At 65.5% G+C, this 26,269-nt stretch carries 29 protein-coding genes; 15 read left to right on the forward strand and 14 right to left on the reverse strand.

Annotated features, from left to right (window positions below; translation table 11 throughout):
• The first annotated feature begins 149 nt into the window (after nucleotides 1-149).
• The 3 genes from ACL58G_RS08365 to ACL58G_RS08375 all read left to right on the forward strand — a co-directional run bounded on the left by ACL58G_RS08365 (nucleotide 150) and on the right by ACL58G_RS08375 (nucleotide 2,122).
• Nucleotides 150-296: a hypothetical protein gene (locus ACL58G_RS08365; protein ID WP_413382069.1), complete on the forward strand. Its 147-nt coding sequence runs from the start codon at nucleotides 150-152 to the stop codon at nucleotides 294-296.
• Between the two features lie 94 nt (nucleotides 297-390).
• Nucleotides 391-834, forward strand: a complete 444-nt coding sequence (locus ACL58G_RS08370) for a GNAT family N-acetyltransferase (protein WP_413339232.1) — start codon at nucleotides 391-393, stop codon at nucleotides 832-834.
• 67 nt (nucleotides 835-901) lie between these two features.
• The gene (locus tag ACL58G_RS08375) at nucleotides 902-2,122 is read left to right on the forward strand and encodes a cyanophycinase (protein ID WP_440966281.1); all 1,221 of its coding nucleotides are present in this window, start codon (nucleotides 902-904) and stop codon (nucleotides 2,120-2,122) included.
• On the opposite strand, the gene ftrA is transcribed toward ACL58G_RS08375, so the two are convergent.
• A complete protein-coding gene (gene ftrA / locus ACL58G_RS08380; protein ID WP_440966283.1) occupies nucleotides 2,091-3,074 on the reverse strand; it encodes a transcriptional regulator FtrA in 984 nt (327 codons plus the stop codon). The two genes, ACL58G_RS08375 and ftrA, sit on opposite strands and share 32 nt — an antisense overlap.
• A gap of 89 nt (nucleotides 3,075-3,163) precedes the next feature.
• On the opposite strand from ftrA, the gene ACL58G_RS08385 reads away from it, so the two are divergent.
• The 4 genes from ACL58G_RS08385 (at nucleotide 3,164) to ACL58G_RS08400 (ending at nucleotide 6,345) form a co-directional block, all read left to right on the forward strand.
• The gene (locus ACL58G_RS08385) at nucleotides 3,164-3,562 is read left to right on the forward strand and encodes a rhodanese-like domain-containing protein (protein WP_413339226.1); all 399 of its coding nucleotides are present in this window, start codon (nucleotides 3,164-3,166) and stop codon (nucleotides 3,560-3,562) included.
• Between the two features lie 87 nt (nucleotides 3,563-3,649).
• Entirely contained in the window at nucleotides 3,650-5,062 is a 1,413-nt protein-coding gene (locus tag ACL58G_RS08390; RefSeq protein ID WP_440966285.1) for a M64 family metallopeptidase, read from the forward strand.
• 85 nt (nucleotides 5,063-5,147) lie between these two features.
• Nucleotides 5,148-5,660, forward strand: coding sequence for a hypothetical protein (locus ACL58G_RS08395; protein ID WP_413339223.1), 513 nt, complete (start codon nucleotides 5,148-5,150; stop codon nucleotides 5,658-5,660).
• A gap of 154 nt (nucleotides 5,661-5,814) precedes the next feature.
• Nucleotides 5,815-6,345, forward strand: a complete 531-nt coding sequence (locus tag ACL58G_RS08400) for a hypothetical protein (RefSeq protein WP_413339221.1) — start codon at nucleotides 5,815-5,817, stop codon at nucleotides 6,343-6,345.
• Nucleotides 6,346-6,394: 49 nt separating this feature from the next.
• Here the strand turns inward: ACL58G_RS08400 and parC are convergent, their stop codons facing one another.
• Together parC and ACL58G_RS08410 are read right to left on the reverse strand one after the other, a co-directional pair.
• Nucleotides 6,395-8,734, reverse strand: a complete 2,340-nt coding sequence (parC, locus tag ACL58G_RS08405) for a DNA topoisomerase IV subunit A (RefSeq protein WP_413382082.1) — start codon at nucleotides 8,732-8,734, stop codon at nucleotides 6,395-6,397.
• Between the two features lie 113 nt (nucleotides 8,735-8,847).
• Nucleotides 8,848-10,848 (reverse strand): DNA topoisomerase IV subunit B, encoded by a 2,001-nt coding sequence (locus tag ACL58G_RS08410; RefSeq protein WP_413382085.1) that lies wholly within the window; start codon nucleotides 10,846-10,848, stop codon nucleotides 8,848-8,850.
• 295 nt (nucleotides 10,849-11,143) lie between these two features.
• Between ACL58G_RS08410 and ACL58G_RS08415 the strand changes: the two genes are divergently transcribed.
• Nucleotides 11,144-12,112, forward strand: coding sequence for a gamma-glutamyl-gamma-aminobutyrate hydrolase family protein (locus tag ACL58G_RS08415; protein ID WP_413382088.1), 969 nt, complete (start codon nucleotides 11,144-11,146; stop codon nucleotides 12,110-12,112).
• Nucleotides 12,113-12,123: 11 nt separating this feature from the next.
• Here ACL58G_RS08415 and ACL58G_RS08420 read toward each other — a convergent pair whose 3' ends face one another.
• On the reverse strand, nucleotides 12,124-12,576 hold the full coding sequence (locus tag ACL58G_RS08420; protein WP_440966288.1) for an Lrp/AsnC family transcriptional regulator: 453 nt from the start codon (nucleotides 12,574-12,576) through the stop codon (nucleotides 12,124-12,126).
• Between the two features lie 81 nt (nucleotides 12,577-12,657).
• Here ACL58G_RS08420 and ACL58G_RS08425 point away from each other — a divergent pair, with 81 nt between their 5' ends.
• Nucleotides 12,658-13,275, forward strand: a complete 618-nt coding sequence (locus tag ACL58G_RS08425; RefSeq protein ID WP_440966290.1) for a LysE family translocator — start codon at nucleotides 12,658-12,660, stop codon at nucleotides 13,273-13,275.
• A 78-nt stretch (nucleotides 13,276-13,353) separates the two neighbouring features.
• Nucleotides 13,354-13,704 carry a hypothetical protein gene (locus tag ACL58G_RS08430; protein ID WP_440966291.1) on the forward strand — a complete coding sequence of 117 codons (351 nt, stop codon included), beginning with the start codon at nucleotides 13,354-13,356 and terminating at the stop codon, nucleotides 13,702-13,704.
• A gap of 1 nt (nucleotide 13,705) precedes the next feature.
• Here the strand turns inward: ACL58G_RS08430 and ACL58G_RS08435 are convergent, their stop codons facing one another.
• Nucleotides 13,706-14,380: an ArsR/SmtB family transcription factor gene (locus ACL58G_RS08435; protein WP_440966292.1), complete on the reverse strand. Its 675-nt coding sequence runs from the start codon at nucleotides 14,378-14,380 to the stop codon at nucleotides 13,706-13,708.
• Nucleotides 14,381-14,453: 73 nt separating this feature from the next.
• Here ACL58G_RS08435 and ACL58G_RS08440 point away from each other — a divergent pair, with 73 nt between their 5' ends.
• Together ACL58G_RS08440 and ACL58G_RS08445 are read left to right on the forward strand one after the other, a co-directional pair.
• Nucleotides 14,454-14,759, forward strand: a complete 306-nt coding sequence (locus ACL58G_RS08440) for an NIPSNAP family protein (protein WP_440966294.1) — start codon at nucleotides 14,454-14,456, stop codon at nucleotides 14,757-14,759.
• Nucleotides 14,756-15,088 (forward strand): antibiotic biosynthesis monooxygenase family protein, encoded by a 333-nt coding sequence (locus ACL58G_RS08445; RefSeq protein ID WP_440966296.1) that lies wholly within the window; start codon nucleotides 14,756-14,758, stop codon nucleotides 15,086-15,088. The genes ACL58G_RS08440 and ACL58G_RS08445 overlap by 4 nt, the downstream gene beginning before the upstream one ends.
• Here the strand turns inward: ACL58G_RS08445 and ACL58G_RS08450 are convergent.
• From ACL58G_RS08450 to ACL58G_RS08475, 6 genes are all read right to left on the reverse strand, one after another.
• Nucleotides 15,078-15,524 carry an SRPBCC family protein gene (locus tag ACL58G_RS08450; RefSeq protein ID WP_413382109.1) on the reverse strand — a complete coding sequence of 149 codons (447 nt, stop codon included), beginning with the start codon at nucleotides 15,522-15,524 and terminating at the stop codon, nucleotides 15,078-15,080. The genes ACL58G_RS08445 and ACL58G_RS08450 overlap by 11 nt on opposite strands.
• Nucleotides 15,525-15,613: 89 nt before the next feature.
• Nucleotides 15,614-16,732 (reverse strand): YbdK family carboxylate-amine ligase, encoded by a 1,119-nt coding sequence (locus ACL58G_RS08455; protein WP_413339187.1) that lies wholly within the window; start codon nucleotides 16,730-16,732, stop codon nucleotides 15,614-15,616.
• On the reverse strand, nucleotides 16,722-17,912 hold the full coding sequence (locus tag ACL58G_RS08460; RefSeq protein WP_440966299.1) for a cation:proton antiporter: 1,191 nt from the start codon (nucleotides 17,910-17,912) through the stop codon (nucleotides 16,722-16,724). Before ACL58G_RS08460 ends, ACL58G_RS08455 begins: the two co-directional genes overlap by 11 nt.
• Nucleotides 17,913-18,105: 193 nt before the next feature.
• Complete coding sequence (locus ACL58G_RS08465; RefSeq protein WP_440966300.1) at nucleotides 18,106-19,287, reverse strand: vWA domain-containing protein; 1,182 nt, start codon at nucleotides 19,285-19,287, stop codon at nucleotides 18,106-18,108.
• An 11-nt stretch (nucleotides 19,288-19,298) separates the two neighbouring features.
• Entirely contained in the window at nucleotides 19,299-19,895 is a 597-nt protein-coding gene (locus ACL58G_RS08470) for a GNAT family N-acetyltransferase (RefSeq protein ID WP_440966302.1), read from the reverse strand.
• Nucleotides 19,892-20,746 (reverse strand): AAA family ATPase, encoded by an 855-nt coding sequence (locus ACL58G_RS08475; protein WP_440966304.1) that lies wholly within the window; start codon nucleotides 20,744-20,746, stop codon nucleotides 19,892-19,894. Before ACL58G_RS08475 ends, ACL58G_RS08470 begins: the two co-directional genes overlap by 4 nt.
• Before the next feature lie 229 nt (nucleotides 20,747-20,975).
• Between ACL58G_RS08475 and ACL58G_RS08480 the strand changes: the two genes are divergently transcribed.
• The 3 genes from ACL58G_RS08480 (at nucleotide 20,976) to ACL58G_RS08490 (ending at nucleotide 23,281) form a co-directional block, all read left to right on the forward strand.
• A complete protein-coding gene (locus ACL58G_RS08480; protein WP_413382124.1) occupies nucleotides 20,976-21,314 on the forward strand; it encodes a c-type cytochrome in 339 nt (112 codons plus the stop codon).
• A 10-nt stretch (nucleotides 21,315-21,324) separates the two neighbouring features.
• Complete coding sequence (locus tag ACL58G_RS08485) at nucleotides 21,325-21,681, forward strand: c-type cytochrome (RefSeq protein ID WP_413382127.1); 357 nt, start codon at nucleotides 21,325-21,327, stop codon at nucleotides 21,679-21,681.
• 94 nt (nucleotides 21,682-21,775) lie between these two features.
• Nucleotides 21,776-23,281, forward strand: coding sequence for a SulP family inorganic anion transporter (locus ACL58G_RS08490; protein ID WP_440966307.1), 1,506 nt, complete (start codon nucleotides 21,776-21,778; stop codon nucleotides 23,279-23,281).
• Between the two features lie 117 nt (nucleotides 23,282-23,398).
• Here ACL58G_RS08490 and ACL58G_RS08495 read toward each other — a convergent pair whose 3' ends face one another.
• From ACL58G_RS08495 to ACL58G_RS08505, 3 genes are all read right to left on the reverse strand, one after another.
• A complete protein-coding gene (locus ACL58G_RS08495) occupies nucleotides 23,399-23,824 on the reverse strand; it encodes a DUF1841 family protein (protein WP_036238314.1) in 426 nt (141 codons plus the stop codon).
• 71 nt (nucleotides 23,825-23,895) lie between these two features.
• On the reverse strand, nucleotides 23,896-25,440 hold the full coding sequence (locus ACL58G_RS08500) for an aspartyl protease family protein (protein WP_440966309.1): 1,545 nt from the start codon (nucleotides 25,438-25,440) through the stop codon (nucleotides 23,896-23,898).
• A 134-nt stretch (nucleotides 25,441-25,574) separates the two neighbouring features.
• Nucleotides 25,575-26,264, reverse strand: a complete 690-nt coding sequence (locus ACL58G_RS08505) for an RNA pyrophosphohydrolase (protein WP_413339204.1) — start codon at nucleotides 26,262-26,264, stop codon at nucleotides 25,575-25,577.
• Nucleotides 26,265-26,269: the final 5 nt, after the last annotated feature.

Consider the following 26,269-nt stretch of genomic DNA (forward strand, 5'->3'; position numbering starts at 1 on the left):
CGACACGGGATGGGTTGGATGGCGGCGATGGCGATCGTGGGCGGGGCGTATGCTCGGCAACAGGCGACTGGGACCGGATGCGCTCGCTGTTCGCAGCACGGAGACGTGCGGCCAGATCGTCCACGTGTTCAGTACGTACGAATCGCGGCATGCGCGGGGACGCCGAACCGTTCCAGCGCGGCATCAACAGCATCCAGCTGTACCACGACGGCAAGCGCTGGTGGATCGTGAGCCTGCTGTGGCGCGCCGAGGACGCGTGGGTGCGCCTGCCGGAGCGCTATTTGCCCAGGCGCTGAACGGTTCATGCACGCACGATTGGCGGAAACGTCCATGCGGACCGGAACGGGGATAGAATTGGTTTTTTTACCAGATTGACGGTTTGGCGTGTCCATGATTCCAACCACCAACGATTCCAGTTTCCAGGTCAGCACGGACCGGACGCGGCTCGATATTCCGATGATCTACCGCTTCCTCAGCGAGCAGTCGACCTGGGCCGTCGGCATCTCGCGTACCGTGGTCGAGCGCTCGATCGAGAATTCGCTGTGCTTCGGCGGCTACCTCGACGGCCGCCAGATCGCGTTCGCGCGGGTCATCACCGACTATGCGACGATGGCGCACTTGTGCGACGTCTTCGTCGTGCCCGAGTACCGCGGGCGCGGCTATGCGAAGCAGCTGATCCGTATCGTCATGGAGCATCCGAGCCTGCAGCGCATGCGCCGGTTCACCCTCAACACGAACGACGCGCACAGCCTGTTTGCCCGCTTCGGCTTTGCGCCGTCCGAGCGTCCGGACACGCTGATGGAGCGCTACTACCCGAACATATATCTTTCCTGACCGGACGCAACACGCTGCCGGTCCTCTACAATCAGGCTTACTGTTTGTCGAAGTCGGGAAGGGTTTTATGGTTCGGTCTGCGTTGCGTCTTTTCCTGGCCGTGCTGCTGCTGGCCGGCGCGCCCTGGTGCGCCGCCGCCGATGCGGCGGTACAGCCCAAGGGATCCCTCGTCATCATCGGCGGCAATCTGCGACCCGCGAATGGTCCCGTATGGGAACGCATCATCCAGCTCGCGGGCGGGAAGGGGGCGCGCATCGCCGTGTTCGCGTCCGCGTCGGGCACGCCGGAACGGTCCGGCAAGAGCCTCGTCGAGCGCCTCAACAGCTATGGCGCCAAGGCATTTTTCGTCCCCGTCGCGGTCAAGCTGTCCGGCAGCAATTACCAGGCGGCGGCCGACGACCGGGGCCTGGCCGAAGCCGTGCGCAACGCGAACGGCGCGTTCTTCGCGGGCGGCGACCAGAGCCGGATCACGCGCGCGCTGCGCCACGAGGACGGCAGCAATACCCGCGTCCTCGATGCCCTGTGGGACATGTACCGGCGCGGCGGCGTGATCGCCGGCTCCAGCGCCGGGGCCGCCATCATGAGCAGCACGATGTTCGGCCGGCCCCGCACGGTGCTGGCCACGCTCAAGCTGGGCGTGGAAGAGGGCGAGGAAATCACGGACGGGCTCGGCTTCGTCGGCGACGACGTCTTCATCGACCAGCACCTGCTCGTGCGCGGCCGCTTCGCGCGCATGTTGCCCGCCATGCTCAAGAAGGGCTACAAGCTGGGCCTGGGCATCGACGAGGACACGGCGATGGTGGTGCTGCCCAGCCGCGACGTCGAGGTGATCGGCTACAAGGGCGCGCTCGTGCTCGACCTGTCGAACGCGATCGTGCACGAGGGCGCGTTCAACGTGACCAACGTGCGCGTCAGCTACCTCGACAACGGCGACCACTTCAATATCGTCACGCGCGAATGCACGCCGTCCGACGACAAGGCCGACAACAAGCTCGACCCGTCGCGGCCGTACTACCGCGAACCGCTGTTCACCGCCGATATCCTCGGCAACAGCACCGTCGTCGACCTGATGAGCAAGCTGATCGACAGCGACCAGCCGGACGCGATCGGCATCACGCTCGGCAGCCCGAACGGCGTCCAGCCCGACCTCGGCTTCGAATTCCGTTTTACACGTACGGACGACAGCGTCGGCTACCAGTCGTCGTCGATGGAATCCTATTCGATCTATAACGTGCGGCTGGACATCCGGCCGATCCTCATCCGCCGTCCGCTGTACCAGTACAAGTAACCTGGCCAGGCGGGCGCTTGCGGTAGCGCCCGGGCGATGCCAGCCCGTGCGCGCGGAAATGCCGGCGCAGCGATTCGGCCGAGCCGAGCCCGGCCAGGTCCGCGATCGCATCGATGGCGAGTTGTGGCCGTGATTCCAGCAACTGCGCGGCGAGTGCGACCCGCTCGCGCACGAGCCAGCCGAGCGGCGCGAGGCCCGTTCTTTCCTTGAAGCGGCGCTGGAAGGTGCGCGTCCCCAGGCGCGCCTCGGCCGCCATCGACGCCACCGTATGCTCGGCCCGGATGGTTTCGCGCACGCGGTCCATCAGGCGGGCGATGGTGTCCACGCCGGCGTCGGGCACCGGACGCGCGACGCGCTGCGCCTGGTCGCCGTCGCGGTGCGCCGGGATCACGAGACGTTGCGCGACAAGGTTGGCGACCTCGGCCCCGAAGTCGGTGCGCACGAGGTGCAGCAGCATGTCGAGGCCGGCCGCGGAACCGGCTGACGTGACGATGTTGCCGGATTCGACGTACAACGCGTCCGGATCGATCTCGATGGTCGGAAAGCGGGCGAGCATGTCGTCCAGGTAGTGCCAGTGCGTGGTTACCCGCAGGCCGTCGAGCAGGCCGGCGTACGCCAGCACGTAGGCGCCCGTGCAGATCGTGCATAGACGCGCACCGCGTGCGTGCGCCGCGCGCAGGGCGTCGGTCAGGGCGGGCGGCGGCACCTCGTACCGGTCGCGCCAGCCGGGAATGACGATCGTGTCCGCGTGCGCGAGGTCGTCGAGACCGTGCGGCACCTGCACCGTCAGGCCGCCCCTGGCGCGCAGTGGACCCGGCTCGATGGCGCACACCGTATGGCTGTACCAATGCACGCCCAGTTCCGGACGCTCCAGGGCGAACAGCTCGATGGCGCAGGCGAATTCGAAAGTGCACAGGCCGTCGTAGGCGATGATGGAGACGTGATGGGACATGGCGCGATGTTACCAATTTCTGTCGCGCAAGGCACTGCCGCCAGCGCGCCGGCGCTGCGACACTAGCGTCTCTTACACAGGAGAGACCCATGACTTCATCCGTATCCGCCATCCCAGCCGCATCCGGCGACCGCGCCATGGACCACTTCGGTACCGCATTCGAATTCGAGACGGACTGCTGGGACGTGCACGACGCGATCGCCAGCGGCACGCAGGATTTCGTCCTGTTCGACGTGCGCAGCCCTGAGCTGTATGCGCGGGGCCATGTGCCGCAGGCGATTAACATGCCACACGGGAAAATTGTTGAAGCGAAGCTGCGCGATTATCCGCTGGACACCTTGTTCGTCGTCTATTGCGCCGGCCCCCATTGCAATGGCGCGCACCGCGCCGCGTACCGGCTGGCGAAGCTGGGGCGGCCCGTCAAGTTGATGATCGGCGGAATCACGGGCTGGATAGACGAAGGCTTCGAGTTGGTCCAGGCAGCTTGATCGTTGATTGTCAGAAAGCCAAACCTGCGCTAGATTGCAAGTTTTAGGGCTTGCTGAAGAGCCTGCCAAACTGACGACGGAGCGCACATGATTCGATCGCTGTTACCTCTGCTGGCCGCCTGCGCCTTCCCCGCACTGGCCCTGGCCGCCCAGCCCGCCACCGTCCGCGTCGACTACATCCACAGCGGCAACGCCCTGTCCGAACAGTACGCCATCGAGCGCGTGCTGATCGAACCGCTGCCGTGGCCGGGCGACATGTCGCGGCCGTTCGACGACACGAACCGCGGCAACAACCGCGTCGAGGTGGCCGATGCGAAGACGGGAGACTTGCTGTATTCGCGCGACTTTTCCACCGTGTTCGGCGAGTGGAAGACGACGGAAGAGGCCAATAAACTCAGCCGCGGGTTCCATGAGTCCGTGCGCTTTCCGAAGCCCGACCGCCCCGTGCGCGTGCGCATCCTGAAGCGCGACGAGCGCAACCAGTTCTCCGTCGCGTGGAGCGTCGATGTCGACACGGATGCGCAGGACGTCGTGCGGGCACAGGGACCGGCGCCGGCCACGCCGATTCCGATCCGCGTGAGCGGACCGTCGCCGCGCAAGGTCGACCTGCTCGTGCTGGGCGACGGTTATACGCAGGCCGAGATGCCGAAGTTCGAAGCCGCGGTACGCCGCCTCGCGCAGCATTTGTTCGAGGTGTCGCCGTTCAAGGAGCGCGCGAACGATTTCAACGTGTGGGCGCTGGCCGTGCCGACGCAGGAATCCGGCGTGTCGCGGCCGTCGACGGGCGTGCATCACGCGTCCGCGCTGGGCACGCGCTACGACATCTTCGGCAGCGAGCGCTATGTGCTCACGCTGGACAACCGTGCGCTGCGCGACATCGCGCAGTACGCGCCGTACGAATTCATCGAGATCCTCGTCAACAACGACACGTATGGCGGTGGCGGCATCTTCGGCCAGTTCAGCACGGCGGCTGCGAACAACGACTGGGCGGACTATCTGTTCGTGCACGAGTTCGGCCACCACTTCGCCGGGCTGGCCGACGAGTACTACACGTCGCCCGTCGCGTACCAGTCCAGCGGCGCGCGCATGGAGCCGTGGGAACCGAACGTGACGGCGTTGCGCGATCCGGCCCGCCTGAAGTGGAAGCAATACGTGCAGGCCGGCACGCCGTTGCCGACGCCGTGGCCCAAGGCCGAGTACGAAGCGTATTCGCGCGAGTACCAGAAAAAGCGGGCCGCGCTGCGGGCGGCCAACCGGCCGGAGTCGGAGATGAACGCGCTGTTCCGCGAAGACCTGGCGCACTCGAACGCCCTGTTTGCGCAGGCCAGGTACCGCAAGGCGATCGGCGCGTTCGAGGGCGCGAACTACGAAGCGACCGGCTATTACCGTCCGGCCATGCAATGCATCATGTTCGACCGCAGCGGCGAGTTCTGCCCCGTCTGCCAGGACGGCATCAGCGACATCATCGACCTGTACGCGGGCCGGCCTGCCAAAAAGTAGCACCGGCGGGTGCGCTGCCGAACAGAGTCACCCGGGCGGCGCACCTATCCTCGTTTCGACTACTCACCTACGAAACGGGATCATCATGAACAAATTCCTCCCCACCCTCGTGTGTGCCCTGCTGGCGTCGTCGGCCTGGGCCCAGACCACGGCCAATACGGCGCCGATCGGCCAGGCCGTCTCCGGCCACAACACCACGGCCGCCGGCGTGTCCGGCACGGGCCTGCGCACGGACGGCACGGCGAACACCGGTTCCGCACATGGCGCCACGGGCCGCCAGGCCGCTGGCGTCAACAGTGCCGGCCAGGTCGTCGGCAAGAGCACGGCCGTCATCAATCCCGCGCCGGCCAAGGCCGACAGCGTCAACGCCCAGGCCACCAACACGACGGCACCCAACAACACCGACACCGATGCGGCCGCTACCGGCGGGCGCGGCAAGGCCGGCACGAAGGCCGAAAGCGAAGTCATGAAGGCGAATGCAAGGGCCGTGAAAGAGCCGCCGGGCAGCCGCATGAAAACGGAAGCGGCTGTGAAGGCAAGCAAGAAAAAACATGCTGAATCGAAACGCAAGGGCGCCGAGAAGGCGGCCGAGCGCTGAAAAATCTTGTCACAAATTGGATGATGACCAGTATGTACTGCGTGCGCTGGCGAACAGAGTGAAAGTTGTCCAAAGCATATTCTGAAGCCCTGACTTAACAAAAACATATCGGCGCGTCACGGCGCGCCCCACCATAATCTTCAGGAGAACTACGATGAATAAACTGCTCGCCACCCTGATCGCCGGCCTGTTCGCTACCTCGGTCTACGCCCAGACCACGACCGCACCGGCGACCCCGGTCACGACCACCACCGACACCACCATGGGCCAGAGCGGCACGGCTGGTACGACCTCGACCGGCAATGCGGATGCCGACAAGAAGATCGCCAAGGCCAACGAGAAGGAAGCCAAGGAGATGTCGAAGCAGGACGAGAAGATCGACAAGGCCGTCGGCCAGGCCAACGAGAAGAAGGCCAAGGCCCACGACAAGGCCGAGAAGAAGGTTGCCAAGGCTCACGAGAAGGTCGCCAAGGCTGATCCGGAAGACAAGGCCAAGGCTGCTGCCAAGGCCGAGGAAAAGACCGCCGAAGCCAATTACGACGCCCAGAAGACCATGATCAAGGCCGACGAAAAGGCCCAGAAGAAGATCGTGGACGCCAACGCCGATAAAGCCAAGGCCCACGCCAAGGCCAATGAAAAGCGTGCCGAAGCCACCGCCGAGGCACACAAGGACGCCGCCAAGTAATCGGATGCGCCCATGAAAAAACGGACCCGCGGGTCCGTTTTTTTTATCCTCAACCGCCGTCCGTTTGGCGCATCGCGAGGTCTTTCGCCTTCAGCTTGGCCGACAACGGCTTGCCCTTGTTGGCCCGCTTGCCGAAGTGCGGCTCCAGGCCGGACGCGAACAACTCCACCGTGCGTGGCTTGTCGCCGGCCCAGGTGCCGACCACGTTCAGGCCTTTCTGGCTGATCGGCTGCACGGCCAGCAGCTTTTCCTTCGGCTCGAGGCCCATCAGGATCACGCCGCGGCCGCCGTTCTGCAGCACCTTCATCTCGTCGATGCCGAACACCAGCACGCGGCCCTTCTCGGACAGGCAGGCGATGGCGCCCGCATTGTCCGATACGACGCGCGGCGCCAGCGGCACGGCGCCGTCGTCCAGCGTGATAAACGATTTACCACCTTTCAGGCGCGTGATCATGTCGCCAGCTTTCGTGATGAAGCCGAAGCCGGTCGTCGTCGCGAGCAACAGGCGCGTCTCGGCCGGGCCCACGTAGTAGTACAGGATGCGTCCGCCGCCGGAGAGATCCACGAGGGTCGTGATGGGCACGCCGTCGCCGCGCGCGCCGGGCAGGGCGGCCACGGGCACGGAATACACCTTGCCGTTGTCGCCGACGCACAGCAGCGTGTCGACCGTGCGGCACTCGAACGCGCCGTACAGCGAGTCGCCCGCCTTGAACGTGAACTGGGCCGGATCGTGGCCGACGCCGGTACGCGCGCGCACCCAGCCCTTTTCGGACACGATGACGGTCACCGGCTCGTCGATGATCTTCTGCTCGGCCACGGCCTTCTGCGCTTCCTCGATCAGCGTGCGGCGGTCGTCGCCGTACTGTTTCGAGTCCGCCTCGATCTCGCGGATGATCAACCGCTTCATCGAGTTCGGGTTATCGAGGATGTCTTCCAGCTTTTCCTTCTCGCCGCGCAGCTCGGCGAGCTCCTGCTGGATCTTGATCGCTTCCAGGCGCGCCAGCTGGCGCAGGCGGATCTCGAGGATGTCCTCGGCCTGGCGTTCGGACAGGCGGAAACGCTCGATCAGCGCGGCCTTCGGATCGTCCGAATTGCGGATGATGTGGATGACCTCGTCGATGTTCAGCAGGACGGTTTCGCGGCCTTCCAGGATGTGGATGCGGTCGTTGACCTTGCCCAGCCTGAATTCCGTGCGGCGGCGGACCGTGACGAAGCGGTACTCGATCCATTCCTGCAGGATCTCGGTGAGACCCTTCTGGCGCGGACGGCCGTCGCCGCCGATCATCACAAGGTTGATCGGTGCCGACGTTTCCAGCGACGTGTGCGCCAGCAGCATCAGCATGAATTCGGTCTGGTCCTGGTTCTTCGACTTCGGCTCGAACACGAGGCGTACCGGCGCTTCGCGGCCGGATTCGTCGCGCACGGCGTCCAGCGCGCCGAGGATCGTCTGCTTCAGCGTGAGCTGCTCGGGCAGCAGGGTCTTCTTGCCGACCTTGATCTTCGGGTTCGTGAGTTCCTCGATCTCTTCCAGCACGCGCTGCGACGACACGCCCGGCGGCAGTTCCGTGACGACGGCCTGCCACTGGCCGCGCGCCAGTTCCTCGATCTTCCAGCGCGCGCGCACCTTCATCGAGCCACGGCCCGATGCGTACATGTCGGCGATGCTTGACGCCGGGGTGATGATCTGGCCGCCGCCCGGATAGTCCGGACCGGGCATGAGGGTCATCAGCTCGGCGTGCGTGATCTTCGGATTGCGGATCATCGCGACGGCGGCGGAAGCCACTTCACGCAGGTTGTGCGACGGGATCTCGGTGGCCATGCCGACCGCGATGCCGGACGCGCCGTTCAGCAGCAGCATCGGCAGGCGCGCTGGCAGCGTGCGCGGTTCCTCGCTGGAACCGTCGTAGTTCGGCTGGAAGTCGACGGTGCCCATGTCGATTTCGTCGAGCAGCAGGCGCGAGACGGGTGTCAGACGGGCTTCCGTGTAACGCATCGCGGCGGCGCCGTCGCCGTCGCGCGAGCCGAAGTTGCCCTGGCCGTCGATCAGCGGATAGCGCAGGGAGAAATCCTGGGCCATGCGCACGAGGGCGTCGTAGACCGACTGGTCGCCGTGCGGGTGCAGCTTACCGAGCACGTCGCCGACGACGGTCGCGGACTTGCGCGGCTTCGCGGTCGGGCCGAGACCCAGTTCGTTCATCGAGTACAGGATGCGGCGCTGGACGGGCTTCTGGCCGTCCGAGACGTCCGGCAGCGCGCGGCCTTTCACGACCGAGACGGCATAGTCCAGGTACGCGCGCTCGGCGAAAGTCGAGAGGGTCAGCGTCTCGGCGTCATCGCCGCCGCCGCCGCCGGGGGGAGTGGTTTGTTCGAAGAGGCTTGCTTGCGTCATGATCTTGTATGTTCGATTCTTTTCGGGCTGCGTCGCGTGGGCTCGGGGAGCCCACCCCACGGCGTTGCAGGTAACGTAGGGTGGGCACCCCGTGCCCACGCGCTACGTGCGCGTCAAATGTCCGCTTCCGTCTCGTTCCCGTGCTCCTCGAGCCACGCGCGACGGGCGGCAGCTTCGCCTTTACCCATCAGCATGTTGAAGCGCGCCGACGATTCGGCCAGGCCGTAGTCGCCGAAGGCCACCGGCAGCAGGCGGCGGGTGTCCGGGTTCATCGTCGTTTCCCACAGCTGCTCGGCGTTCATCTCGCCCAGGCCCTTGAAGCGGGAGATGCTCCACACGCCTTCCTTCAGGCCTTCTTTTTTCAGCTTGTCCTCGATGGCGAGCAGTTCGCCGTCGTCCAGCGCGTACAGCTTCTGGATCGGCTTCTTCCCGCGCGCCGGCACGTCCACGCGGTACAGCGGCGGGCGCGCGACGCATACGTGGCCGTTCTTGAAGAGGGCAGGGAAATGCTTGAAGAAGAGGGTCAGCAGCAGGACCTGGATGTGCGAGCCGTCGACGTCCGCATCGGAGAGGATGCAGATCTTCCCGTAGCGCAGGCCGGACAGGTCCGGGCTGTCGTCCGGGCCGTGCGGATCGACGCCGATCGCCACCGCGATGTCGTGGATCTCGTTGTTGGCGAACAGGCGGTCGCGGTCCGTTTCCCACGTGTTCAGCACCTTGCCGCGCAGCGGCAGGATCGCCTGGAATTCCTTGTCGCGGCCCATCTTGGCGGAACCGCCCGCCGAATCGCCCTCGACGAGGAACAGCTCGTTGCGCGTGATGTCCGTCGATTCGCAGTCGGTCAGCTTGCCCGGCAAAACGGCCACGCCGGACGACTTCTTCTTCTCGACTTTTTGCAGCGAACGGAGACGCGATTGCGCCTGCTTGATGACGAGTTCCGCCAGCTTGCGGCCGTATTCGACGTGCTGGTTCAGCCACAGTTCGAGCGGCGGCTTGGTGAACGACGACACGAGTTTCACCGCGTCGCGCGAGTTCAGGCGTTCCTTCGTCTGGCCCTGGAATTGCGGGTCCAGCACTTTCGCGGACAGCACGAACGAGACGCGCGCGAACACGTCTTCCGGCAGCAGCTTGACGCCCTTCGGCAGCAGCGAGTGCATCTCGACGAAGCCCTTCACGGCGCCGAACAGGCCGTCGCGCAGGCCGGACTCGTGCGTGCCGCCGCTGACCGTCGGGATCAGGTTGACATAGGATTCGCGCACCACCGAACCTTCCTCGGTCCAGGCCACGACCCACGCCGCGCCTTCGCCCTCGGCAAAGCCTTCATCGCCGGCGGCGGCGTACTGCGCGCCTTCGAACAGCGGGATCACGGTCTGGCCGCCGCCGGCCGTCTGCGCCAGCGCTTCCGTCAGGTAGCCGCGCAGGCCTTCGTCGTAGCGCCAGGTCTGCTTGTCGCCGGTCTTGGCGTTCGTCAGCGTGACGGTCACGCCCGGCAGCAGCACGGCTTTCGAGCGCAGCAGGCGCTGCAGCTCGGTCATCGGGATGTTCGGCGAATCGAAGTATTTACCGTCCGGCCAGGCGGTGACGCGCGTGCCGTTCTTCTTGCCGCCGCGCTCGAACGGTTCGGAGGTCAGCGGCTCGATGACGTCGCCGTCGGCGAACACGAGCTTGTGCACGCCGTTGCCGTCGTCGTCCTTGCGCCACACCGTGATTTCCAGGCGCTTCGACAGTGCGTTCGTGACGGACACGCCGACGCCGTGCAGGCCGCCCGAGAACGCGTAGGCGCCACCGGAGCCCTTGTCGAACTTGCCGCCGGCGTGCAGGCGGGTGAACACGATCTCGACGGTCGAGACGCCTTCTTCCGGATGCAGGCCGACCGGGATGCCGCGGCCGTCGTCCTCGACGGTGATGGAACCGTCCGCGTTCATCGTCACGTCGATGTTCTTGCAGTGGCCGCCCAGCGCCTCGTCCGAGGCGTTGTCGATCACTTCCTGGATAATGTGCAGCGGATTCTCGGTGCGTGTGTACATGCCCGGACGCTGCTTGACGGGCTCCAATCCTTTCAGGACGCGGATGGATGATTCGCTGTAATCGGGTGCGGGTTTCTTGGTGGCCATGCTTGATCTTCAATCATTCGAATGCTGCGCATTCTATCTTGTCGCGCGGAAAATAAGCGACTTCACGCGGTGGGTTCTACAGGACGGGACGCGGCGTGCGGCCAAAACAACTGTATGAAAATACAGTATTTTTGCCTGTTAAGCGCAAGTTTGCAAGTGTTCGTTGCACGGATTGCCAAGTCGGCGGCATCCCGGCATCCTGTGCATATGCGGGTGGGTGCGGAGATTTCATTACTAAAACGATATTTTTCTTAAAACGAATCGTGCGCGACCGTCGCAAGGATATATTGAGATCATGGCTGAGGACAATGACAAGCACGCTAATGAACCAGCGGACGCCGGACCGCCGCCGAGGGTGCCGGACCGGCGAGCGGGCGGCAATGCGTCGCGCTACCTCCGTACCGACGACACGCCGTTGAACTTGGCCGGCCGCGTATTGCGCTCGCGCTGGCGTGCGCTGACCGACAAGTTCAACCGCGACTTCATGCGGCGCACGCTGCGCATTGGCGTCTCCGCCCGCATCTTCCATCCGGAAGAGGGCGCGAAAGGCCTGCGCAGCAAGAACTTGCAATACCTTGAGGAATCGATCGCGCAATGGGTGATGTCGCGCGACGTGCTCGTGTTCATGGTCCCGACTGTCAATACGAACGGGCTGCTGCACCCCAGCAACATCACGATGCGTCATTACGCGCGCCACCTGGACGGCCTCGTGCTGCAGGGCGGGGCGGACGTGTCGCCGATGACGTATTCCGAAACGCCGACGCGGCCCGAATGGAACGGCGACCGCGCGCGCGACGTGTATGAACTGGAACTGCTGCACGAATTCGTCGACGCGGGCAAGCCCGTGCTGGGCATCTGCCGCGGTTGCCAGCTGATCAACGTCGCGTTCGGCGGCACCTTGCACCAGGATATCGTCTCGAACGTGCCCGGCGCCCTGCCGCACGTGCACGACATCTACGACGCGCACCGGCACGCCATCATGTTTCCGCATGGATCGTCGCTGCGCAAGATGTTTCCCCAGCACGAACGCGCCGTCGTGAACTCGATCCACCACCAGGCCGTCAAGGACCTGGGCCGCGATATCCACGTGGAGGCGATGTCCGAGCCGGACGGCGTCATCGAAGCGATCCGCTACCAGCGTGCGCCATTCGTGATGGGCTTGCAATGGCATCCGGAATTCCACCGCGCCACGGGCGGCGACCTGCTCGACTGCACGCCGGTGCTGGATGAATTCCTGCGGGCCGCGCGCGAGACCCGCCTATGAGCCGCCTCTGATCACAGCGGCAGGGGCCGCCCCTGCACGATGCTCTTCATCACGAGCGTCGACGTCAGCCGCAGCACGTTCGGCAACGTCGACAGGCTGTCGTCCCACAGTTTCTGGTACGCCGCCAGGTCCGTCGTGATGACGTTCAGAATGTAGTCCGGGTCGCCGAACAGGCGCTGCGCCTGGATGATTTCGGGAACGCCGGGCACGGCGACTTCGAAGGCACGTACGCTCTCCCGGTCGGTGGCGCGCAAGGTGACGAACACGATGGCCGCGAAATTCAGTCCGACGGCCGCCGGATCGATCGTCGCCCGGTAGTCGGCGATGATCCCCGCGTCTTCCAGTGCGCGCACGCGCCGGTGGCACGGCGACAGGCTCAAGCCGATGCGTTCCGCCAGGTCGGTGAGAGAAAGTCGTCCGTCTTTCTGTAGTTCCGCAAGAATCTTTCGATCGTAATCGTCCATGAGAAAGATGTTGCCTGATATGGGCGACTTTTGACAAGACTCTGGAAGCACATTTCTGGCGCGGCGCAGTACGCTGTCGTCATGAATACACATACCCTCCTGCTGTTTTCCGTCACCGTCCTGCCGCTCGTGTGCACGCCCGGCCCGGACATCCTGTTCATTGCGTCGCAAGCGATGTCCGGCGGCACACCGGCCGGACTGCGCGCCACGACGGGCGTGCTGCTCGGCTATTGCGTCCATTCCTTTCTCGTCGCGCTCGGCCTCGCGGCCGTGGTGGCGGCGTCACCCGTCCTGTTCGAGGCGATCCGCTGGGCCGGTATCACATACCTGGTCTACCTGGCCTCGAAGATGATCCGGGCGGCGCTGCGTTCCGGCGAGCTCGTCGTACCGAAGGGGCGGGTAACGAACCAGCTCGCCAAGGGTTTTCTTACGTCCCTGCTCAATCCGAAGGGAATGATGGTGTACGTGGCCATCCTGCCCCAGTTCATGGACCGGCACGGCGGCAACACGACGCTGCAGGCGGTCGTCCTGTCGGCGGCCTTCATGTTCTGGTGCGCGGTCGTGTACGCCTCGCTGTGCCTTGCGCTGGGCCGGGCAGGACAGCGCCGCCTGAACGACACCCGGCGCCGGGTGATCGACGGCTCGGCCGGTGGCATGGTCCTGGTTGCGGCCGGGTTCATGGCGCTGGTCCGGCAATGAGCAGATTGCGCTTGCGTTCATCTTCGTCCCGATCCATAATCTAAACGAGAATCATTCTCATTTATGCGAGGAGTCTTTATGGACGACGATCTGCTGGACGAACTGAACACGCCGGACGGGCGGCGCACCACGCGCCACGAACTGCTCGTGGCGGCGCTGCTGCACCTGATGTCGCAATACACCGTGAACAATGCGGATGCCTGCGACCGCGCGAGCGGCGATGGGCCGTGCGTGAAACTGGCCTCGGTGATCGAGCGCCACCTGAATGCGCTGGCGCGCCTGCCGGATGCCGATCCGGTGCTGCGCGCCACCTGCGAACAGCTGAGCGTGAAATGGGCAGCCCTCGTCGACCGCGGCCTGCCGGCGCCCGTCAAGCGCCCGCTGCTGGCACGGATCCTGGGGCCGGGCCGGCCCTCGCTGGCGACCTGACTCAGTCCAGCCAGGCCCTGAGCGCCGCCTCGCCGTCCGCGCTGAACGCGAGCACGCGCGATTCCGGCACGCGGCGCGCCCAGCCCAGTTGCTGGAAACGGTCCAGCAGCGCCGTCCCGAGGGCGCCGGCCAGGTGATGGCGGCGCTCGCTCCAGTCCAGGCAATGCCGGCACAGCGGCCGCCGTGTGGCGGAGGGCAGTGGATCGATGCCGATGGCCGCGATCAGTGCGCGGCCATGGTCGGTCAGGGTGACGCCGCCCGCATCCAGCGCGAACGCGCCGCGCCGGGCCAGACTTTCGTAGACGAGCACCCCGAGTTCGCCGGCGAGATGGTCGTAGCAGACCCGCGCCTTGCGCAGCGCCGGTTCGCGCGGACTGGAACGCACGCGCACGGATCCTGTGCCGAACGCGATGCCCATCATGGATTCGAGCAGGTGCGCGACGTCGGCGTCGGCGATGCGGAAATAACGGTGCCGCCCCTGCGCCTCCACGGCGAGCAGGCCCGCCTCGCGCAGCTTGGCGAGGTGCGTGCTGATCGTCTGGCGCGTGACGCCGGCGGCGTCGGCCAGTTCCGTCGCCGTCAGTGCCATGCCGCTCATCAGCACGTTCAGCACTTCGGCGCGCGCCTGGTCGCCGATCAGTGCGGCGATGTTCGCGATATTCGGTCCGTCTCTCATGGTTCGATCTTAGCCGAAGCATCGGGGGAGGGCCAGTGACTACCATGGGGCTTCAACGTTACGAGGAGCCATCATGCCCATCACCTGTTTCATCCGCTACGAGATCGACCCCATCCAGCGCGACGCTTTCCGCGAGTATGCCGGGAACTGGGGCCGCATCATCCCGCGGCTGGGTGGCCGCCTGCTCGGCTATTTCCTGCCGCACGAAGGCACCAATTACGAGGCGTGGGGTCTCGTCGGCTTCGACAGCCTGGCCGATTACGAAGCCTACCGGCTGCGCCTGAAGAAAGACGACGAAGCAGTGGCGAACTTCCGGTTTGCGCGCGAAAAGCGCTTCATCCTGCGCGAGGAGCGCACGTTCCTGGAAAACGTCGCATGATCGCCGTGATCTTCGAAGTGGAGCCGGCGCCCGGCAAGCGCCAGGATTACCTGGATGCGGCCGCCGCGCTGCGTCCCGAACTGGAAGCGATCGACGGCTTCATCTCCATCGAACGTTTCGCATCGCTGGCGCGGCCGGAGAGGATGTTGTCGCTGTCGTTCTGGCGCGACGAGGACGCCGTGAAACGCTGGCGCACCTTGCCCGCGCACCGTGCCATGCAGGCGGCAGGGCGGGCCGGCCTCTTTGCCGATTACCGCCTGCGCGTGGCCGCCGTCGTGCGCGACTATGGATTGCACGAGCGGGAAGAAGCGCCGCCAGTTACTCCTTGATTTCGGGCTCGACCAGTTGGGCCAGCAGCTGCAGCGATTCCTGCCAGCCGAGGTAGCACATCTCGGCGGGAATCGCGGCCGGGATGCCTTCCTGCTTGACCTTGATGTCGACCCCGCAGAACACCTCGCGCAGCTGCACGGTCGTCTGCATGCGGCCGGGCAGGTTGGGATCGTTGAATTCGGCCGTGTAGACGAGGCGCTTGCCCGGTTCCAGTTCCAGGTATTCGCCGCCGAACGAGTGGCTGCCGTCCGTCGTGAAATTCGTGAAGGACATCCGGTAGCGGCCGCCGACGCGGGCGTCCTGCTCGTGCACGGTGCAGGTGAAGCCGTGCGGCGGCAGCCATTTGGCGACGGCGGCCGGCGTGATAAAGGCGCGGTAGACGCGGTCGGCGGTGGATTTCAGGACGCGGTGCAGTTCTACAGTATTCGTGGACATGATCGGTCTCCTTGGCGTAAGTGGCAGAGGACATCCCTCTGATCCTACGACGAACGGGCGGCCCGCGGATCGACACGCGGACAAAAAAATTATCGTCCGCGGAAGCGCCGGATCGCCGCGTCGACCATGCCCTCCGCGCTGCCCTGGCGTTCGTACTGCCCGCGCAGGAAACTTGCGTCGCCGCCGTCGCTGGCCGCCGCGGCCAGGTGCGGCAGCGCGTCCAGGCTGCCCAGCGCCTGCGCATGCGGTTCCATCAGGTCCAGCGTGGCGATGATGTCCTCGCGCAGCGGGAGTTGTTCATAGGTCTTCGGATGCGTGATCACGCCGTCGAGCCCGAAGCGGCTGGCCTGGAAGCGGTTGTAGTTGTAGACGAGGTAGTCGTCTTCCAGCGGCGGCGCTTCCTTCCGTTCGAGCAGGTGGCGGCACAGCGCCTGCAGGTAGGCCGCGAGCGCGGCGGCCCGTTCGACCGTCAGCGGCGTATCGCACACGCGCAGCTCGATCGTGCCGTATTCCGGTTTCGGCCTCAGGTCCCAGTAAAAATCCTTCATGCTCCTGATGATGCGCGTGCGCTCCATCTTGGCGAAGTAGACGTCGGCGAAGTCCGCCCAGCTGAGCGTGAACGGCGCGCGGCCGCTCAGGGGGAAGGCCGAGACCGAATTCAGGCGCGCCGAATCGAAGCCGCTGTCGTGGCCCTGCACGAACGGCGACGATGCGGACAGGGCGATGAAGTGCGGGATGTAGCGCGACAGGGCGTGCAGCAGGAACAGCGCGTCGTCGCCGCTGGCGCAGCCGATGTGCACGTGCTGGCCGAACACGGTGAACTGCTTGGCGAGATAGCCGTACAGCGCCGACAATTCCTGGTAGCGCGGCTTGGCCGAGATGCGCTGTTCGGACCAGTGCTGGAACGGATGCGTGCCCCCGCCGGCGATGCCGATGTTCAGTACGTCGCTGGCGGCGACCAGCGTATCGCGGATCTCGAGCAACTCGGCCAGCAGCGTGCGGTAGTTCGTCTGCACGCTCGAATTTATCTCGATCATGCTTTCCGTGATCTCGGGCGTGACGTTGCCGGGGAACGGCTTGCGCTTCAGCAGGTGCATCAGGTCGGGGCTGGCCGGCGTGAGGTCGAAGTCGGACAGGCTGACGAGCTGCAGTTCCAGCTCCACGCCGAACGTCAGCGGTGCCGAGGTGGCGAAGGGTTCAAGCGGCATGGTTGACCTCCGGCGCTTCGCGCGCCCACACGAGGGCGCGTTGCAGGATGATGGGACCGAATACTTCGAGCAGCATCGTCACGGCGGCCACGGCGCGCAATTCTTCGACGACCTGCACGCCGGCGTGGCGCGCATGCTCGATCAGGAGGATCACGAACACGGACAACGGCGTCAACGCCACGCCCGTCAGCGCACCCTTGCGCCACGAGATGCCGGACAGATGGGCGAACGCCGTCACGCCGGCCATCTTGGCGAGCAGGCGCACGAGCACGAGGGCGACGGCAAGCAGAGCGCCGGCCCACACGCGGCGCCAGTCGAGCGTCGAGGCGGCGAACACGAACAGCACGACGGTGAGCAGTTCGCCCAGCGCGCCGAAATTGCGCTGCGCCTGACTGAACGCGACGCGGCGGTGGCGCGCCGTCAGTCCGAACGCGAGCGCCGCGACGACGGGCGACAGGCCCAGTGCGTACGTGATCGCGACGAGCAGGATCACGGCCAGCGCGAAGGCGACGGTGGCGTCCTGCGCCAGCTTGCCCAGCAGACGCAGGATGCCCGGCACGACCAGGCCGAACACGGCGCCCGTGAAGGCCGAGACGCCCAGCACGACGAGGCTGTTCCACAGCGCGTCGCCGACGTCCTCGAACGTGCGGAAGATCCACAGGCCGACGGTGGCGTTGAACGCGAACACGGCCAGCACGCAGTTCAGCGCACACAGGTGCAGTGCCCGTTCCGTCACCTGGCCCGAGCTTTTCTGTTCGTTGATCACGCGGACGACGGTCGCGGGCGACGTCGCCATCGACAGCGACGCGAGCATCAGCCGGTCGATCAGCGCCGCGCCGAACGCATTCGCGACGAGGTAGACGCCGACGAACGTCAGGCCCGCTTCGACGAGGCCCGTGACGCCGATCCACGGATTCGTGCGCAGCCAGCGCAGGTTGATGCGGTAGCCCAGCTCGAACAGGATCAGGCCGAACCCGACGTCGGCCAGCAGCAGCGTCGTGCCGCCTTCCGGCAGCGGCAGTATGCCCAGCTGGGGCGCGGCCAGGATGAACCCGACGAGGCCATAGAAACTGATGCGCGGCAGGCCGGTCCAGCGCTGCCCGAATTCGCCGACCAGCCAGGCCAGCGTGATCGCGAAGGGCCAGGCGAGGCTCGTGAGGACAGACAGGAATTCCTGCATACCGGCTCCTTTGTCAAAATGTTACAACCTGCGACCGATTCTACAAGAGCGATTTGTCCGCACGATTACGTGTAGGAATACGCCGTGCGCAATTCAAACGCCGCGCGTGGGCACGGGGTGCCCACCCTACGATGTTCACATTGCCGTAGGGGGGCACTCCCCGCCCAGCTTTGCGTGAAGGATCGCCGTCCGGTTATTTGCTCAACAAACGCATCGCCCGTTCCAGGCCGTCGATCGTCACGGGGAACATGCGGTTGCCCATGATCTGCCGGATGACGGCGATCGATTGCCGGTACTGCCACAGGTGCTCGGGTTCCGGATTCAGCCACGCGAATTTCGGGAAGGCGTGGCAGAACCGGGCGAGCCATTCCGCGCCCGCTTCCTCGTTGGCGTATTCGACGGAGCCGCCCGGCGCGAGGATTTCGTAGGGGCTCATCGTCGCGTCGCCGACGAAGATCAGGCGCGTGTCGGCCGGGTAGGTGCGCAGCACGTCCCATGTCGGAAAGCGCTCGGCGTGGCGGCGGCGGTTGTTCTTCCACAGGTGGTCGTAGACGCAGTTGTGGAAATAGTAGAACTCCATGTGCTTGAACTCGGCCTTCGCCGCCGAGAACAGCTCTTCGGTGCGCTCGATGTGGTCGTCCATCGTGCCGCCCACGTCCAGCAGCATCAGCACCTTGATGCGGTTGCGCCGCTCCGGCTGCATCCTGATATCGAGCCAGCCCGCGTTGTTGGCGGTCGAGCGGATCGTCTCGTCCAGCGCCAGTTCGTCCGGCGCGCCCTGGCGCGCGAAGCGGCGCAGGCGACGCAGCGCGACCTTGATGTTGCGGATGCCCAGTTCACGCTCGCCGTCGTAGTCGCGGTAGGTGCGCTGGTCCCACACCTTGACCGCAGACCGGTTGCCGCCCCGCATTTTATCTTCCTTGCCGATGCGGATGCCCTGAGGATTGGTGCCGCCGTTGCCGAACGGGGACGTGCCGCCGGTGCCGATCCACTTGTTGCCGCCCTCGTGGCGCTCCTTCTGTTCCTTCAAGAGTTCCTGCAAGCGGTCCATCAGCTTGTCGTAGCCGAGTTTCTGCAGGTCCGCCTTCTGCTCGGGCGTCAGTTCGCGTTCCAAGCGCTTGATCAGCCAATCCAGAGGAATGTCGGCCTTCTCGTCGAACACCGTCTCGATGCCCTTGAAAAAGGCGCCGAACGCGCGGTCGAACTTGTCGAAATGGGCTTCGTCCTTCACCAGCGTCAGGCGCGCGAGATAGTAAAACTCGTCGAGCGACGGCGCGATCACCTGCTTCTGCAGCGCTTCCAGCAGCGTGAGGAATTCCTTGATCGTGACGGGGACCTTCGCGTCGCGCAGGGTGAAGAAGAAGTCGATCAGCATGCCGCGCCTCTTTACCCTGCGTGGCGCGCGTGGCGGCTCAGTTTGTAATGCAGGTGCGACTTGATCTCAAGCCACTCGCCGCGCACGATGCTGTACATGACCGTGTCGCGCACGGTCCCGTCGCGGCGCGGCGCATGGTGGCGCAGCACGCCATCCTTCTTGGCGCCCAATCTCTCGATGGCGGCCTGCGACGTATAATTGAAATTATCGGTGCGCAGGCCGACGACGGCGCAGCCCAGCGTGTCGAACGCGTGCGACAGCAGCAGGAGCTTGCAGCTCGTGTTGACGTGGCTGCGCTGGCGGCTCTTCGCGTACCACGTGTAGCCGATCTCGACGCGGTCGATCGCGGGCATGATGTCGTGGTAGCTGGTCGTGCCGATCACGGCGTCGCTGGACGCGTCGACGACGGCGAAGGCGACCCGGTTCGGCGTCTCCAGCCCCATGCGGATATAGGCTTCCGTGTCCTGCGGTTCCGGCACGGAGGTGACGCGCAGGTTCCACAGTTCGCCGTCGGCGGCTGCGGCGCGCAGGCCGTCGAGGTGGTGCAGCCCGAGCGGCTCCAGGCGCACGCCATTGAATTCCAGGGTGACGGGAGCGACCTGGATCATCGGTTGTGCCTCGCCATCGCCACCAGGCGCTCGAACAGGCTCACGTCCTGCTCGTTCTTGAGCAGGGCGCCCGCGAGCGGCGGCACGATCGTCTTGCCGTCCTGGCTGCGCAGGACCTCGGCCGGGATGTCCTCGGCCAGCAGGAGCTTCAGCCAGTCGAGGAATTCCGACGTCGACGGCTTCTTCTTCAGGCCCGGCACGTCGCGCAGCTCATAAAAACCCTGCAGCGCGGCGGCCAGCAGGTCGGCCTTCAGCGTGGGGTAGTGGACCTTGACGATCTCCGCCATCGTGTCGCGGTCCGGGAATTTGATGTAGTGGAAGAAGCAGCGGCGCAGGAAGGCGTCCGGCAAATCCTTCTCGTTGTTCGACGTGATGATGACGAGGGGACGGTGCTTCGCCACGACCATCTCGCGCGTCTCGTACACGTAGAACTCCATGCGGTCCAGTTCGCGCAGCAGGTCGTTCGGGAATTCGATGTCGGCCTTGTCGATCTCGTCGATCAGCAGCACGACCGGCTCCGGCGCCGTGAACGCCTGCCACAGCACGCCCTTGACGATGTAGTTGTGGATGTCGCGCACGCGCTCGTCGCCCAGCTGCGAATCGCGCAGGCGCGAGACGGCATCGTATTCGTACAGGCCCTGCTGGGCCTTGGTCGTCGATTTGATGTGCCACTGCAGCAGGGGCATGTCCAGCGCGGCCGCGACCTCTTCGGCCAGCATCGTCTTGCCGGTGCCGGGTTCGCCCTTGATCAGCAGGGGCCGGGCGAGGGTGAGGGCGGCGTTGACCGCCAGTTTCAGGTCGGCGGTGGCGACATAGTTGTCGCTGCCTTCGAAGCGTCGGGGTGCGTGCATGGGCCTGGGCAGATCATATGGAAATGCTATCGAGTATATGCCAGAACGCCGTGGCGGGCAGGCCGTCCATGCTGCGCTGCCCAATGGACTCGACTATATTCTTCGGATAGAATCGATTGGATCGTGGCAAAAATGCCATTGCAGTTGCAGTACCGGGGGTCTAGAAAACCTGCTGCCGCCGCACGGGTCGCAAGGCGCCCTATCGATTCAACCCAACGATAGGTCATCCATGAAAATTTCAACAGCATTACTCGTGCTGGCAGCCGGCGCCTCGATGGCCGGCACGGCCGGCGCAGCCGACATCGTCGGCAATCCGAAGGCAGCACCCAACAAGATCGAGCAGTGTATCGGCTGCCACGGCATCCCCGAGTACAAGGGCACGTTCCCTGAAGTCTATCGCGTACCGAAGATCGGCGGCCAGTCGGCGAAGTACATCGAAGCCGCGCTCCATGCCTATAAAAAAGGCGACCGCAACCACCCGTCCATGCGGGGTATCGCGGCCAGCCTGTCCGACCAGGACATCGCCGATATCGCCGCGTATTATTCGCAACAAACCCCGTCCAAGTAAGGAGCGCACCATGAATAAACTGATCGTCGCGCTGACCCTGGGCGCCGCCTCGCTGGTCCTGTCCGGCCAGGCGCTGGCTTCGGGCAATGCCGCCAACGGCGCCGAACTGGCGAAGAAATACAACTGCGCGTCCTGCCACGGCGCCGACTACAAGACCCCGATCGATCCCAGCTATCCGAAGCTGGCCGGCCAGCATGCCGACTACCTCGTGCATGCGCTGACCGCGTACAAGCGCGGCACCAAAGCCGCCAACGGTCGCAACAACCCGATCATGGCCGGCATGGCCCAGCCGTTGTCGGATCGCGACATGGCCGACATCGCTGCCTACCTGGAAAGTCTGCCTGCGGCGCTCGTCACGAAGCGCTGATCCGGACGGGCCGTTACAATAACGGCCCATCCGGATTGTCCGGAATCCCTCCTGCCGCGTGCCGGCCGGAGGGATTTGTCTTTTGGAGCCCGCCTTGTCCGACGTATCCCCCTCCCACATCAAGACCAATGTATTGAGCGGCCTGACGGTCGCGCTGGCGCTGGTTCCCGAGGCCATCGCCTTCGCCCTCGTGGCCCACGTGTCGCCGCTGACCGGCCTGTATGCCGCCGTGCTGGTCTCGTTCATCACCTCCGCGTTCGGCGGCCGGCCCGGCATGATTTCCGGCGCGGCCGGCGCGCTGGCCGTCGTCATGGTCGCGCTGGTCGTCCGGCACGGCGCGCAATACCTGTTCGCCGCCATCGTGCTGATGGGTGTGCTGCAAATGCTGTTCGCGGCCGCGCGGCTCGGTAAATTCATCCGCATGGTGCCGCATCCCGTGATGCTGGGCTTCGTCAACGGCCTGGCCATCGTGATCTTCGTCGCGCAGTTCGAGCACTTCAAGACGGGCGGCGGCTGGATGGCCGGCCCGCAGCTGTGGACGATGCTGGGCCTCGTCGCGCTGACGATGGCGATCATCTACGTCACGCCGCGCCTCACGAAGGCCGTGCCGGCCACGCTGGTCGGCATCCTCGCCGTCGCGCTGCTCGCGCACGTCATGGGCATCGAAACCAAGACCGTGGGCGACCTCGGCTCCATCGCGGGCGGCCTGCCGGCATTCCGCGTGCCGGACGTGCCGTTCGACCTGCAGACCCTGAAAATCGTGTTCCCGTACTCGCTCGTGCTGGCGGGCGTGGGCCTGATCGAGACGCTGTTGACGCTCACGCTGATCGATGAGATCACGGACACCCGCGGCCAGCCGAACCGCGAAAGCCTGGCCCAGGGTGTCGCGAACGTCGTCACCGGTTTCTTCGGCGGCATGGGCGGCTGCGCGATGATCGGCCAGAGCATGATCAACGTGGGCAACGGCGCGCGCGGCCGCCTGTCGGGCATCTGCGCGTCGCTGTTCCTGCTGTCGTTCATCCTGTTCGGCGCGAGCGTGATCGAGCGGATTCCGCTGGCCGCGCTGATCGGCGTGATGTTCGTCGTGTGCGAAAAGACGTTCGAGTGGGGCACGTTCCGCCTGTTCGGCAAGGTGCCGCGCGCCGATGCGCTCGTGATCGTGCTGGTGGCGGGCGTGACGCTCGTCTTCAACCTGGCGACCGCCGTGCTGGTGGGCGTGGTCGTGTCGGCGCTGGTGTTCGCGTGGCAGCACGCGAAGCAGATCCGCGTCGCGACCGCGCAGGACGCGCACGGCTGGAAAGTCTATGAACTGGAGGGCACGCTGTTCTTCGCGTCGGTGGCCGGCTTCCAGGCGCTGTTCACGCCGAAGGACGACCCGCAGGACGTCGTCGTCGAGTTTCGCAGCGCGCGCGTGGCGGACCACTCGGCGATCCAGGCCATCGACGGCCTGGCGGAACGCTACCGCGCCCTCGGCAAGCGCCTGCATCTGCGCCACCTGAGTCCGGACTGCCGCGCGCTGCTCGAGCGCGCGAAGGACATGATCGAGGTGAACCTGCCGGAAGACCCGCGCTATCGGGTCGCCGACGACAAGCTCGATTAAAAACGTCTCCCGAGCTGCTGCGCGTTGCGCTGCCGGCCTGCGATGCTCGCCGTACCACCGTACGGCTGCGCTTCTCGACCGGCATCGCCGCCGCTCGCGACGCTCGTGAGAGGTTTTTTAGCGCACGCGCTTGCGCACGCACTCCACGTACGCGTCGGTGTCCGGCTGCGTGCCGTGGCGCTGTGCCGACCAGATCATCTCGCCAAGACACTCCATGATGCCGTGGTGCGCCTCGTGCTCGCCCACGCGCGCGGCCAGCGCCTCGTAGGCGGCGCGGATGCCGCGCGGCTGGTCGATCGACACCTGTTCCGTGATCGACAGATGCATCGACAGGTGCAGGAACGGATTCGGCTTGCCGCCTTCGACGGAATAGTCGCGCGCCACCGCCGCATCGGCATCCGTCAGCTCGTCGTGGTATTCGGGATGCTGTTCGATCCAGTCGGCGGCGATGGCGTCCATCGGGGTCAGGATCTCGCCGGCGCGGCGCTTGCGCAAGGCTTCGCAGAAAAAGCGGCGGACGTCGTTGGAGGAAGGGGTGAACATGGAGAAAACCGTCGGAAAACCAGGAGGAAGGGCGTCATTGTAGCGCGATGGCGCACACCCTGCCGGCGCGGTCACGGTGCCGGCTTGCGTGCGGCCGCGGGCGCGCAGTTCGCACGCAGCGTGTCCTTGAGCGCACTCGCTTCGGCCGCGTCGCCGCGCGCGGCATGCCACTCCGCCATGTACGTCCGGGCCATGCACGTGCGCGCATGCGCGAGCTTCGCGTCCTTGCCGGCTTCTTCCAGCAGGCGCGCCGCGTTGGTCTTGCCGAGGTAGAAGTCGGCGATCGGCGCGGGCCAGTCGTCTTCCTTCTGCTGTTTCAGTGCCGCTTCCAGTTCCGTCTTCGCCAGGTCCGCCTCGCCGTGGCGCACGCGGGCGATGTACAGCCACAGCGGGCCGAGACGGTCGGCCGGCAGCAGGTCGAGCGCATGGCGCAGTTGCGGGATCGCCGTGTCCAGCTGCCCGGCCAGCATCTGCCGGCGGCCGCGCAGCAGGCTGGCGTTCGGTTGGCCCCCAGTGGCTGCCATGTCGAGCCAGACGCCGGCCTGGAGCGGATCACGGGGTACGCCGCGGCCGGTGTTGTAGATCTGGGCCAGCGCGTACTGGGCGTCCGCATTGCCGGCGTCGGCCTCGGCGCGCATCCAGGGTTCCAGTCCCGTGCCGCGCGTGAACACGTCGCCGCCCAGGTAGGCGAGGTACAGTTTTTCCTGGCTCATCGCGAACAGCACGCGGTGCGTGCGCAGGAAGTCCTGGCCGAGGTACACGTCGGCCGTGCGCGAGCCCTGCGAATCGATGACGCCCAGTTCGACGTTGCTGATGGTCTCCTGGCCGATCTGCAGGCTCTTGACCGGGGCGATCCAGTGCGGCGCGCGGTCGGAGCCGATCCCGCCGGCGTCGCCCATGCGGACCGCGCCCGGGCCATTGACGTCGATGCCGGCCTTTTTGGCGGCGTCCAGCATCATGAAGCTGCGGTGCGCGCCGGAGTCGATCAGCGCGTCCATCTCCTTGCCGTTCACGACGACCGTGAAATGCGGGTTCGGGCTGCGGCCGTAGTTGCGCCCGAACGGCAGGACGACGGTGTCTTCCTTCCACAGGAGCAGCTCCGCCTTGCGGCATTCGAGCGGTCGGTAGAATTTCATCCGCTTCGCGCGCAGGTCGAGCTCGAGGTCCGTCTGCAGCAGGAACGGGGCGCCGACGATGGCGTCGAAGGCCGGCGTGCCCGCGGTGCTGCCGATCACGGTCAGTTCGGGACGGCGGCCGGCGTGCGCCGGACCGATGGCGAAGTCCTTCAGCCGCACCCCGTACAGGCGCGACAGGCCGCCGATGCCTTCGACGTACCGACCCGTCATGGACAGGTTCAGGTCGCGCCGGGTCGCGGCGTTCATCGTCATGTGGGTCTGGTCGGAGCCGGTGTCGATCAGCATCGTGGCCGGGGTGCCGTTGATCGTGCCGTCGACCGCGGGCGCCAGGCTCGCGCCGACGTAGCGGATGGGCAGGCTGGCCACTTCCACGTAGGTGCATTTGGGCGGGGTGTCCTCGGCGTGGACACGTGCGGACGAGCACAGCGCGGCCAGCAGGACGGGGAGGGCACGGAAAATCGGCAAAGTCGGCATCATCATGGCGATGATTCTACTTCGCAATTTTGCAAAAATTACATTACCAAAATGTAAAAAAGGCAAAGGCAACCGCTTGCACGGCTGCTTTGCCTCTGTTGTGTTGCTTCTGGGCTACTTGCGCAGATCGCTCCCGCAGGTCATTCCTTCCTTGTCACACCCTGTTGCGCCAGTACCATCTTGGAGCTGCCGGCCGCGTCGGCGATGGCCTTGCTGGCTGCCGCCACCGCCTTGCTGGCATTGGCGCCACTCGCCACGGCCTTGTTACCGCCATTGCCGTTGCCATTGCCCCCCTGGGCGCGCCGCTCGTGCGGCTGGCGCAGGTAGCGCGAGCTGTGGCGGCGTTCGCCGTTCGCGGGCCACGTGATGAAACGCGACAGTTCCTGCAAGGCGCGCTGGTACACGTCGCGCTTGAATTCGATGACCACGTCGAGCGGGACCCAGTAATCGTGCCAGCGCCAGGCGTCGAACTCGGGATGGTCGGTCAGGCGCAGGTTGACGTCGTTGTCGCGTGCCACCATGCGTAGCAGGAACCAGATCTGCTTCTGGCCGCGGTAGTGACCGCGCACTTCGCGCTTGATGAAGTGATCGGGCACTTCATAGCGCAGCCAGTCGCGGGTCCGGCCCACGATCTTGACGTGCTCCTGGCGCAGGCCGATTTCTTCCTCGAGCTCGCGGTACATCGCCTGTTCCGGCGTCTCGCCGTATTTGATACCCCCTTGCGGAAATTGCCAAGAATGCTCACGCACCCGCTTGCCCCACCACACTTCGTTGTTGGCGTTCAGCAGGATGATGCCGACGTTGGGGCGAAACCCTTCACGATCGAGCATAATTC

The sequence above is a fragment of the Massilia sp. GER05 genome (assembly GCF_052056005.1).
GTDB lineage: Bacteria > Pseudomonadota > Gammaproteobacteria > Burkholderiales > Burkholderiaceae_D > Telluria > Telluria orientalis.